Origin of the sequence: Stenotrophomonas sp. HMWF023, from assembly GCF_003060985.1 — a bacterium.
In the GTDB taxonomy this organism is placed as follows: domain Bacteria; phylum Pseudomonadota; class Gammaproteobacteria; order Xanthomonadales; family Xanthomonadaceae; genus Stenotrophomonas; species Stenotrophomonas lactitubi.
In genome coordinates, this window is the sequence record NZ_QAIJ01000230.1 from 4,200 (window position 1) to 14,483 (window position 10,284).

Here is a 10,284-nt window from a genome sequence, read left to right on the forward strand (position 1 = left end):
AATGGAAGGGTGATCGCGTGATCACCCTGGACGGCTCGCTGAGGCTGTGGGGCGATGAATCGTGGGTCGGGAAGCCCGTGGCCGATCTGGCCCGAGAGCTCGGTTTGACCGAGAACGAAGTCTGTGACTCCGGACCCAACTGCGGCCCCGCCCCGCGCCTGGTCGACAAGGAAGGCTCGTTGGCATGGTGGGGCGATGAATCCTGGGTCGGCCGCCCGGCTACGGAACTGGGTGTCGAGATGGGCATGTCGGAGGAAGAGATCTGTGCGGCGATGGGCTACTGCTATGGTGGCGGCACGCTGACTGAAGTCACTACCTATGGCAAGCGCTTGGGCGCGCCGGCCTGGAGCGTGCTGCGAACGGGCAAGGGTGACTTGACGCTGCTGGCCGCCCAGGACGTGCGCATGAAGTCCGGCTTCGGTGTGTATACCGCAGGTGCGCCGACGTCGTTGGGCGATGGCTACGACGCGCAGTTCAACCCGGCGCGTGCGGCTGCGCCCTGGCAGACCTCGCTGCTGGGCAAAAATCAAGTCTCGGGCAGCTATGATGCGGCACTGGTCAACTACCGTGCCTGGTATCCAGATCGTGGTGGCGATGTCAGGGTCGACGCGGGGCGAGACATCATTGGCGATGTCTGGACCGCCCGGTCCGAATCGGGCACGGCGCAGCGCGACCAAGCGGGGCATTCAAGTGCTGCGGTGGGAAACTGGTTGTGGCGGCAGGGTTCGGGCACGACGGAGGATGTCCAGACCACAGCAACCAGCTGGTGGATCAACTTCGGCACCTACAGCACCGTCGGCGCCGAGCAGGACGCGACGCCCCGCATGGTCGGCTTCACCGGCTTCGGCACATTGGGAGGGGGCAATCTGTCCCTGGAAGCAGGCCGCCACTCGGGGGTGATCGCGTCGATGGGCAATGCCCTGGGATTGTTGACTGCGCCCCATTCCAGCGCCATTGTCGCTGCGGTCGGGTCGACCGGACGCGTCAGCAACGGTGAACTGCATCTGACGGGGGGCGGAGACCTGACGCTGCGAAGCGGCGGTGCGCTCAACCCAGGCCTGCGTGCGAGCGCGCAGCAGCCCGAAGGTTTCCTGCAGGATCTGGATCTCAATGGCGCCATGACCAATCTGCGGGGCAGTACACTGCTGCAGGCGGCGCGTATCGGTGGTCTCAGCGCGATACAAAGCAGCTACGGAACGTTGGGCCTGAAGAATCCGTTCGTGGCCGACGCACCCGTGGCGATGGCGGGGCCGGTGCTCATCCTGGGTGATTCCACCGCCCGCCTGCAGGCCCGTGGCGACATTGTTCTTGGTGGCGCCGCAGATGCGGGGCGTGTACCGACGTCCAACTACAACGACGTGGTTCTGAGTGATGGCCAGCATGCAGCTGGCACTACGTGGTTCTCGCTCTGGACCCGAGGCACTGCACTGGACCTGTTCTCGGCAGGCGGAAATCTCGCACCAAGCCTGGCCGGAAGTCTGCATGCAACCGGTAGCAACATGTTCGCTGAAGGCGTCGCGCTACAGGATCGATCCGTTCCCCCCAACATCAATTACTGGCTGTATCCGTCCAGGTTCAGCGCAGTGGCAGCGAGTGGTGACATCATCAGTGCCTCGCTTCGAGGCCTCGGACCGGGCGCGAACACAGGCGATGTGATGCTGCTCGCGCCTTCGGCCAGCGGCCAGCTCGAGGTTCTGGCCGGGGGCTCGATCTTTGCCGCGATCGATGCCACGGGCATTGCACGTTCCGGTAGTGATGCCCGCCTCCCTGGTCCCTTTGATCCTGCTTTCATGGCCCAGCGGGGCGTCAGCCGAATCCGGGTCAGCCACAATCTCTCCGACGATGGGGTGCAGGGGACCGATCCGGCGGCGATCCTGCCATTGTTCGCGTTCGGCCCCAGTACCCCGACCACCGGTGCGCTGACGTCCCGCCCCACTTCGCCAAGTCGCTTCTATGCCGTGGCCGGCGACATCATCGGGTTGGGCAGTGGTGGCCGCCGACAGCTGATGCAGAACACCGGTACCGCGAACCGGACGCTGTTTGATTGGTATGAAGCGGGATCGGCGGTACAACTGCGCGCCGGTCGCGATGTGATCAACGCGAATGTCACCGCGCTCAACACCAGCGGTACCGATATCAGCGGGATCGACGCTGGGCGGGACATCATCCGCAGCAACCTGACGGTAGCCGGCCCCGGCAATGTCGAGGTGAATGCCGGCCGCCAAGTGCGCCAGGAAGAGGCCGGAAGCATCGTCAGTCTTGGAGGCGTCGTTCAGGGTGATACCCGCCCAGGTGCGAGCATTGCGGTGACGGCTGGCAATCAAGGCATCGACTTCGATGCAATGCGCGCGCGTTACCTCGACCCGGCCAACCTGGCCGATCCGGCGCAGTCGCTGGCGGCGCAGCCTGGCAAGTCGGTGAAGATCTACGACAAGGAACTGAAGCAGTGGCTGCAGCAGCGCTTCGGCACCGCTGCCGAAGGTACGGATGCACTGGCCGCGTTCGATGCGCTGCCGAAGGAGCAGCAGCGCATCTTCCTGCGCCAGGTCTACTACGCTGAACTGCGCGAAGGTGGTCGTGAATACACCAATGCAGAAGGGCCGCGTTTCGGTTCCTACCTGCGCGGGCGCGAAGCGATCGCCACGCTGATGCCGGACAAGGATGCGACTGGCGCAACCATCAACCGTACTGGCGATATCGTGATGTACGGCGGTTCTGGAGTGCGCACCGAAGCGGGTGGCAACATCGAGCTGATGGCACCGGGCGGGCAGATCGTGGTGGGTGTGCAGGGCGTGGTGCCTCCGGCCAGCGCGGGCCTGGTCACCCAGGGCCAGGGCGACATCCGTCTGTTCAGCCAGGACAGCGTGCTGCTGGGCCTGTCGCGGGTGATGACCACCTTTGGTGGCGACATCCTGGCGTGGTCCGAGCAGGGCGACATCAATGCCGGCCGCGGTTCGCAGACCACGCTGCTGTACACCCCGCCGCGTCGCGTCTACGACACCTGGGGCAACGTGATCCTGTCGCCACAGGCACCGGCCAGCGGCGCCGGCATTGCAACGCTGAACCCGATCGCCGAAGTGGCGCCGGGCGATGTCGACCTGATCGCGCCGCTGGGCACCATCGACGCGGGCGAGGCAGGTATCCGCGTGTCGGGCAACATCAACCTGGCGGCATTGCAGGTGCTCAACGCCGCCAACATCCAGGTGCAGGGCGACAGCAAGGGCCTGCCGGTACTGGCCTCGGTGAACGTCAACGCGCTGGCGTCGGCAAGCGCTGCGGCCAACAGCGCCAGCCAGGCCGCACAGGACGTGATGCGCAAGAGCCAGGACGATGCGCGGCGCAACCAGCCGTCGGTGATCAGCGTGCAGATTCTCGGCTTCGGCAGTGCCAGCAGCAGCATCGATCCGCCAGCACGCGGAAACACGGCCGCCGCCGCGGGCTACGACGTCAACAGTGCCTTCCAGTTCCCGCAGGCCCGGGCAGACGCAGGCAAGCAGCCGACCCAGTAGACCCACGCCACGCGTGGATGGAGGAACGGTGCGGACCAAGATCCGCACCCACCACGCGCAGAACACAGGATCGGGCCAGCTGCCAGGGAACGGTGGCGGCCCCAGCCAGGACGGCACCGAGGGCAGGGAGCAGCCATCAGCGGTGAGGACCACCGACACGGCGTCGCCGGGCGCGGGACAGCGCCCGGCGACCGGGGAGCAGTAGATCCACGCCATGCGTGGATGCAGCTCAGTAGATCCACGCCATGCGTGGATGCTCCTCTCAGAGCGCCAACACCCGCCGGTAACTCAACGGCCCGCGTCCATCACGCAAACCCAACCGCAACTCCAGACCGGTCGCCGGCAATACCTCGCCCTGGCTGGGCAGCATCGCCCAACCCACTCCCGGCTGCCATGCCCGCACTTCGAAACGCTGCACATCACGGGCCACCAGCAGCCCGCGCGTCGGCTCGGGCGCAGGCAGCGGATAATGATCGGACGGCGCACCACTGGCACGCCACAACGTGCTGCCTTGCCGCCACCAGCGAACGCGCTGCCACTGCAGCCCATCACTACCGACGCTGCGGGTGATCTCCAAGGTGAAGCCGCCATCAGGGTGGCGCTCACTGGTCAACGACGGCGGCAGCAGCCGTGCAGGCTGATCGGCCGGTCGCACCGCGCCGTTCATAAGCGCATCGTCAGCCCGCATCTCGATATCGCGCTGGAACTGCTGCAGCACCCGCATCGCCGTGCTGGTCTCGGCATCGGCCTGGCGCAGGCGCTGGTCAGTGTTGGCCACGCTGTCCAGTGCGCGCCAGCAGATCACCGCCAGCACGCCCATGATGGTGATGGCGATCATCACTTCGATCAGGGTGAAGCCACCCGCAGCGCGTTTCATGGCGCCGCCGTCCATGGCAGCTGCAGGCGCGCCAGCGATTGCTTCGGTGCATCTTCGGCCACCACGCTCAAGTCCAGCTGCGGTTGCCCGTCGGCGCCGCTGCCCAGGTGCTGCTGCACCAGGAAACGGGTGCGCCCCTGCAGGCACAGCAGGCGTGCATCGCCGGGTGGCTGTGCGGCCAGGCGCAGCTCCTGCCAGCGGTCCTGCGCGCACAGCAGGGCCAGCCGACGGTCACGCAGGCGCGACTGGTCATCGGTCGCCACCGCCACCGAGCGCATCACCGCCGCCAAGGCGATGGCCACGATGGCCAACGCGATCAGCACCTCGATCAGCGTGAATCCCTGTTGCTTCCGCTTCACTGCATGACCTGCAATTGTCCACTGCCATCATCACGAAGACGCAGTCGACGACCGTCCAGCGACAACGCCAGCTCCCACGGCACGCCGATCCATTCAGGACTCAGCTCGATGGCGGCAGCAGGTTGCACTTTTATGCCGAGGGTCTGCCACTGCTGGGGACGCAGCAGGTCATCGCGCTGCAGCTCGACCCAGCCTTCGCTGTCGCGGCGGCTGAAGCGATAGCCTTCTGCGCTGGCCTGCCAGCGGATCGGCCGACCATCGATGCGTGCTTCATCCCGCGCGACCTGCAGGCGCTGCGCCAACCGCTCCGATTCCTGGCGCAGCTGCCGCGCAGGGTCGAGCAGGCTGCCAAGGCCAAGGCCGATGCCCGCCGTGCAGATGCCGATGATGACCAGTACCACCATCAGTTCAATCAGGGTGAAGCCGCGTGGCCTGCGTTGCATCGGACATCGCCTCCCGTCCTTGCCGATACCTGCCAGCGTAGGCGCGGATGATGAAACAAAAGCGTCAGCGACAGCTGCTAGCGTGGCCGCACAGGACCCTGGCGAAGGTGCGGAACATGGACGGCAGGCGTTGGGATCGCAATTGCATGTTGACCCTGCTGGCGGCGATGCTGCTGCTGGCCGTAGCGGGATACTGGGGCATGGCCCTGTTCATGGCACCGGCTCGCGTTGCCGCCCCCACGGTGCAGGTCGCCGTACCCGCCGGCCCGGCCTTCGACGACGCTGCGAGCGCACCGCTGGTGCGGCTGCTCTCGCCCGGTGCGGTGCAGACCGACGTGACCGTGCTGGGCGTAATGGCCGGGCAGCAGGCGCCGTTGGCGCTGCTGTCGGTGGATGGGGCGCCTGCGCAGGCCTATGCACCGGGCCAGCGTCTTGGCCCATCTACCGTATTGGCAGCAATCAGCGCGAACGCGATTGAACTGCAGCAGGCAGGACAGCCGCGCTCGCTGCCCGTGCCCGAATTGCCGCCAATGCCTACCGATGGCATCGTCCCCGCCGCGCTGGGGCGGCACTGAACACGGCTCAGCGCGCTGGGCGCTGTGGCACCACCGAACGCCCGAACGCATCGCCCATGCGTTGCCGCGTGCCTTCCAGGTTGTACTGCAGCAACTGGTTGCCGGGCTTGCGCATCAAGCGTTCGGCCTCGGGAAGATTGGGGCGGGCGGTTGCGCTTTCTGCCGGCGCCAGCTTGCGTTGCAGGCAATCCCAGGCGGGGATGCGCTCGCCATTGACCTGTACCTCGATGCATGGCGTTGCATCTGCCTGTTTGTCAGCCTGGTCGCCCCGCGCCCAAGGTGAGGCCAGGGCCAGAACCAACGCCAGGCAGAGGGCGGGGCGGTTTGGCGTAAGCAGGGTGGCGTGCATCTTGAATCTCCCGAGGCAGCAGGCGCTCTGCAATGAAGACGTGTACCAAGCGAAGTGTCCGCCTGCGCCTGTTTCAGCATCGTCAACAGATGACAGTGCTGTCACAAAACTGTTGGCGGTTTTGACGCGGCCTGCACGTCCTGTTGGTAGACCCACGCGCCGCTCCCTGGCCATTCCCTTCGATACGACGCGATGCCTTCGATGACTCCCGTTCCGTGCCGTGCCGCTCGCCTCCCGCTGCGCCTGCATCCCTTGCTGCTGGCCCTGGCGTCGTTGCCATTTCCAGCGCTCGCGCAGGACGCCGCGCCAGCGCCCACGGTGAACATCAACGAGTACATCGTGCGCGGCAACACCGTGCTCGATGCGCGCCAGATCGAACGTGCGGTCGAACCGTTCCTCGGCCCCGGCAAAACGCTCGCCGATGTCGAAAAGGCGCGTGATGCAGTCAACGCGCTGTACCAGCAGGCCGGCTACCAATCGGTCTACGTGGAGCTGCCCGAACAGCAGGTCAACGCGGGTGTGGTGCTGCTGAAGGTGCAGCAGACGCCCATTGGCCAGCTGCGCGTGGTTGGTGCGCGCCATGACTCACCCGAACGCATCCGCGAACGGGTACCGGCGCTGGCTGAAGGGCGCGTGCCCAACTTCGACCAGGCACAGAAGGAACTGACTGCGCTGAACGAAGGTGGCCGCCGCCAGGTGCTGCCGCTGGTGCGCGAAGGCCAGGTGCCGGGCACCATGGATGTGGACCTGCAGGTGGAAGAGAAGTCGCCGTGGCGCGCGAGCGCGGCACTCAACAACGATCACAGCGCTGATACCGAGAAGCTGCGCCTGAGTGCATCGCTGGCCCACGACAACCTGTGGAAGCGCGGGCACAGCGCCAACATCGGCGTGTACCTTGCGCCGGAAGATACCAAACAGGCGAAGGTGTTCTCGGCCTCGTACACGATGCCGTTCGAAGGCACGCCGTGGAGCCTGGAGGCATCGGGCTACAAGTCCGACAGCCGCGTATTGAATGCAGGCGGGCAGGTCGGTACCGGTACCGGCACCAACGTGATCGGCAACGGTCATTCCATTGGCCTCAAGCTCAACTACCGCCTGGTTGGCAGCAGCCAGTGGTGGCGCCAGCTCAGCCTCGGCGTGGACTTCAAGGACACCGAAGAAGACACGCAGATGGGCAAGGACAGCCTGAAGACGCCGTTGAAGTACGCACCAGTCACGCTGGCCTTCGTCGGCGTGCGCCAGGGCGAGAACGATCAGCTGAGCATCAACACGCAGCTGGTGGCGGGAACCCGGCGTCTGTTCGGTTATGGCAGCAACGCCAACGATTTCGGTCAGAAGCGCTACTGGGCCGATCCGAGTTTCGTGGCGTTCAAGGCGGATGTCTCCAATACGCACACCTTCGGCAACGATTGGCAGTGGTATGCGCGTGGCTCGCTGCAGGCGACCGATGCGCCGCTGGTCTCGGCCGAGCAGTTCGCCGCTGGCGGCATGTACACCGTGCGTGGCTACCTGTCGGCCGAAGCGATCGGCGACTACGGTGGCCTGGCCAACCTGGAATGGCGCACCCCGGCGTGGTCGCTGTGGAGTGGTACCGATCTGCGCCTGTACAGCTTCGCCGACGCGGCCTACCTGCGCCTGCGTCAGCCGCTGCCGGAACAGCGCGACAAGTACAACCTGGCCTCGGTCGGGCTCGGCGCGCAGCTGCGCCTGGGCGAACACCTGCAACTGCGCCTGGACTACGCCTGGCCTTACGCCGACGGCCCGGTCACGCGCAAGGACGACCCGCGCCTGCATTTCAACATCAGCACCAGCTACTGACCCTTCCCTTGAGATGCGTTCTCCGGAGACCTTTTGCATGGACCGTCTGCTTTCCCGAATGTTGCTGCTGCTGGCTGCGCTGATCGCGCTGCCCGCCGCCGCGGCCGATGCCAACTGGTGGCAGGCCGAATGGAAGTACCGCAAGCCGATCACCGTCGACGCTGGCCCACAGGGCGCGGGGTTGGCCGGCAATCCCGGGCGTACACCGCTGCTGCTGCGCCTGCATACGGGTAATTTCGGTTTTGATGGCACCCAGGACGGGGGCAACGACCTGCGCTTTGTTTCTGCTGACGGGCGCACCGTGCTGGCCCATCAGATCGAGCAGTTCGACCCGAACCTGGGCCTGGCCCTGGTCTGGGTGGACGTTCCGGCGCTGACCGCCGCCGCGCCGCAGACGATCTGGATGTACTACGGCAATGCGAAGGCGCCGGCCAGCGGCAATGGCCAGCAGGTGTTCGATCCGGACTACACGCTGGTCTACCACTTTGCCGAGGCCAATGCGCCAGCGCGGGATACCACGGCCTATGGCAACACAGCCGGGGCGGTAGTGCCCGTGGCGGAAAGCACGGTGATCGGACGTGGCGTGCAGCTGGGTGCCGGGCCCTTGCCGCTGCCGGCCAGCGCTTCGCTGGCACAGGAAGCGGGCGCGCCGCTCACCGTTTCTGCCTGGATCAAACCGGGCGCACTGACCAACGCGCAGGCGATCTACGCCCGGCGCGATGGCACCGCCGAGCTGGTGCTGGGCATCGACAACCGCGTGCCGTTCGTGCAGCTCAACGGTCAGCGCAGCACGCCAGCGCAGCCGATCCCGGAAGGGCAGTGGGCGCATCTCGCGCTTACCGCCGAGAAGGGTGCGCTGCAGCTGTATCTGAACGGTCGCGTGGTGGCCCAGCTCAGTGGTGAATTGCCGGCACTGACCACCGCTGCGGTGGTAGGTGCAGATGTACCGGGTGCGACGCAGCCGCTGGCCAACTTCGATGGTGCGCTGGATGAACTGCGGATCTCGCGCGTGGCGCGCCCGGCGGCGCTGCTGCTGGCCGATGCCACCGCGCAGGGAGCCGATTCGCGCCTGATCAGCTACGGTGCTGACGAGCAATCGGCCGGACAGAGCCACTTCGCCTTCATCCTCAAGGCCATGCCGTTCGACGCCTGGGTGGTGGTGGCCATCCTCGGCCTGATGATGCTGTTGTCGTGGGCGATCATGATCGCCAAGAGCCGCCATTTCGGCCGTACCAGCAAGGCCAATGCAGTGTTCACCGAGAGCTTCAGCAAGCTCTCCGGCGTGCCGCTGCGCACGCTGTCCGAGATGAACCGGCAGGGCAAGGTGCCGACGGCGATGCACGACGGCTCGCTGTGGCGCATCTACCAGGTGGCCATCGATGAAATGCAGCAGCGCCATCAGCGTGATGGCAACTCCGGCTATCTGAGCGCGGCCACCATCGCCGCCATCCGCGCGTCGATGGACGCGGTGATGGTGCGCGAACAGGAGGCGATGGCGCGGCGCATGAACTGGCTGTCGACCACCATCGAGGGCGCGCCGTACGTGGGTCTGTTCGGCACCGTGATCGGCATCATGCTGGTGTTCGTGGTGGCGGCGATGGCCGGTGCGGTGGACATCAACTCGGTGGCCCCGGGCATGGCGGCAGCGCTGCTGTGTACCGCCGCCGGCCTGGGCGTCGCGATCCCGGCACTGTTCGGCTACAACTGGCTGGGTGCACGCGCCGAAGCCATCGGCGCCGACATGGCGGTGTTCATCGACGAGTTCGCCGCCCGCCTGGCCGAAGAGCAGGACGGGCGCGGCCCGGCCGCGGTCCAGGGCTGAGGGACCGGCCATGGCCTACAAGGCGAAGTTCGGCATCAAGAAACGCGAGAAGGGCATCAACGTGACGCCCTTCGTCGACGTGCTGCTGGTGGTGCTGGTGATCTTCATCCTGACCAGCAACGCCTCCATTCCCGGCATCGAGGTCAACCTGCCGAAAGCCAGCAACAGCACCGCACTGGAGAAGCCCAAGACCAAGGCGATCACCATCGACCCCAGCGGCCAGGTATTCCTGGACGCCTACCCGGTGACGATGGCCGAGCTGGAGGACCGCCTGCGTACCGAACGTGCGACCTCGCCGGATTTCCCAGTAATCGTGCGCGGTGACGCGCAGGTGCAGTACGCGCGTGTGGTCGAGGTGCTGGATCTGCTGCGGCGGCTGGAGCTGGCCCAGGTCGGCCTGGTCACCGGCAAGGCGCAGGGCTGAGGCATGGCCGGCCATCGACCACCCCTGCAGGAGCCTGGTACGCGCGGACGCCAGTTGCTGGTGACGGTCGCGCTGGTGCTGGCGGCGCTGCTGGTACTGGGTGTTGCC

Annotated in this window: 9 protein-coding genes; 5 read left to right on the top strand and 4 right to left on the bottom strand. The window is 66.3% G+C overall.

The features are described 5' to 3' along the window. Nucleotides 1-3,509, top strand: a 3,509-nt coding sequence (locus DBR20_RS23140) for a filamentous haemagglutinin family protein (RefSeq protein WP_258223339.1), incomplete at its 5' end; no start/stop codon positions are given. 262 nt (nucleotides 3,510-3,771) lie between these two features. Here DBR20_RS23140 and DBR20_RS12505 read toward each other — a convergent pair. Genes DBR20_RS12505 through gspH form a run of 3 tightly spaced genes read right to left on the bottom strand, consistent with a single transcriptional unit; the run spans nucleotide 3,772 to nucleotide 5,188 of the window. Beyond that, nucleotides 3,772-4,386, bottom strand: a complete 615-nt coding sequence (locus DBR20_RS12505; protein ID WP_108266398.1) for a prepilin-type N-terminal cleavage/methylation domain-containing protein — start codon at nucleotides 4,384-4,386, stop codon at nucleotides 3,772-3,774. Continuing rightward, the gene (gspI, locus tag DBR20_RS12510) at nucleotides 4,383-4,745 is read right to left on the bottom strand and encodes a type II secretion system minor pseudopilin GspI (protein WP_088100092.1); all 363 of its coding nucleotides are present in this window, start codon (nucleotides 4,743-4,745) and stop codon (nucleotides 4,383-4,385) included. Before gspI ends, DBR20_RS12505 begins: the two co-directional genes overlap by 4 nt. Next, nucleotides 4,742-5,188: a type II secretion system minor pseudopilin GspH gene (gene gspH / locus DBR20_RS12515; protein ID WP_108266393.1), complete on the bottom strand. Its 447-nt coding sequence runs from the start codon at nucleotides 5,186-5,188 to the stop codon at nucleotides 4,742-4,744. Before gspH ends, gspI begins: the two co-directional genes overlap by 4 nt. A 116-nt stretch (nucleotides 5,189-5,304) precedes the next feature. Here gspH and DBR20_RS12520 point away from each other — a divergent pair, with 116 nt between their 5' ends. Then, entirely contained in the window at nucleotides 5,305-5,763 is a 459-nt protein-coding gene (locus DBR20_RS12520) for a general secretion pathway protein (RefSeq protein ID WP_108266394.1), read from the top strand. 7 nt (nucleotides 5,764-5,770) lie between these two features. Here the strand turns inward: DBR20_RS12520 and DBR20_RS12525 are convergent, their stop codons facing one another. Further along, nucleotides 5,771-6,112: a hypothetical protein gene (locus tag DBR20_RS12525; RefSeq protein ID WP_108266395.1), complete on the bottom strand. Its 342-nt coding sequence runs from the start codon at nucleotides 6,110-6,112 to the stop codon at nucleotides 5,771-5,773. Nucleotides 6,113-6,313: 201 nt separating this feature from the next. Here DBR20_RS12525 and DBR20_RS12530 point away from each other — a divergent pair, with 201 nt between their 5' ends. The 3 genes from DBR20_RS12530 to DBR20_RS12540 are packed head-to-tail and all read left to right on the top strand — an operon-like array spanning nucleotide 6,314 to nucleotide 10,176. Continuing rightward, nucleotides 6,314-7,930, top strand: coding sequence for a ShlB/FhaC/HecB family hemolysin secretion/activation protein (locus tag DBR20_RS12530; protein WP_108266396.1), 1,617 nt, complete (start codon nucleotides 6,314-6,316; stop codon nucleotides 7,928-7,930). Between the two features lie 37 nt (nucleotides 7,931-7,967). After that, nucleotides 7,968-9,752, top strand: coding sequence for a MotA/TolQ/ExbB proton channel family protein (locus tag DBR20_RS12535; protein ID WP_108266397.1), 1,785 nt, complete (start codon nucleotides 7,968-7,970; stop codon nucleotides 9,750-9,752). Nucleotides 9,753-9,762: 10 nt separating this feature from the next. Beyond that, complete coding sequence (locus tag DBR20_RS12540; RefSeq protein ID WP_089235818.1) at nucleotides 9,763-10,176, top strand: biopolymer transporter ExbD; 414 nt, start codon at nucleotides 9,763-9,765, stop codon at nucleotides 10,174-10,176. Nucleotides 10,177-10,284 lie beyond the last annotated feature (108 nt).

Excerpts from the sequence above, each read along its gene's own strand:
- DBR20_RS12505 (WP_108266398.1), bottom strand. The coding sequence starts at position 4,386 with ATGAAACGCGCTGCGGGTGGCTTCACCCTGATCGAAGTGATGATCGCC.
- gspH (WP_108266393.1), bottom strand. The coding sequence starts at position 5,188 with ATGCAACGCAGGCCACGCGGCTTCACCCTGATTGAACTGATGGTGGTA.
- DBR20_RS12520 (WP_108266394.1), top strand. The coding sequence starts at position 5,305 with ATGGACGGCAGGCGTTGGGATCGCAATTGCATGTTGACCCTGCTGGCG.
- DBR20_RS12525 (WP_108266395.1), bottom strand. The coding sequence starts at position 6,112 with ATGCACGCCACCCTGCTTACGCCAAACCGCCCCGCCCTCTGCCTGGCG.
- DBR20_RS12530 (WP_108266396.1), top strand. The coding sequence starts at position 6,314 with ATGACTCCCGTTCCGTGCCGTGCCGCTCGCCTCCCGCTGCGCCTGCAT.
- DBR20_RS12535 (WP_108266397.1), top strand. The coding sequence starts at position 7,968 with ATGGACCGTCTGCTTTCCCGAATGTTGCTGCTGCTGGCTGCGCTGATC.
- DBR20_RS12540 (WP_089235818.1), top strand. The coding sequence starts at position 9,763 with ATGGCCTACAAGGCGAAGTTCGGCATCAAGAAACGCGAGAAGGGCATC.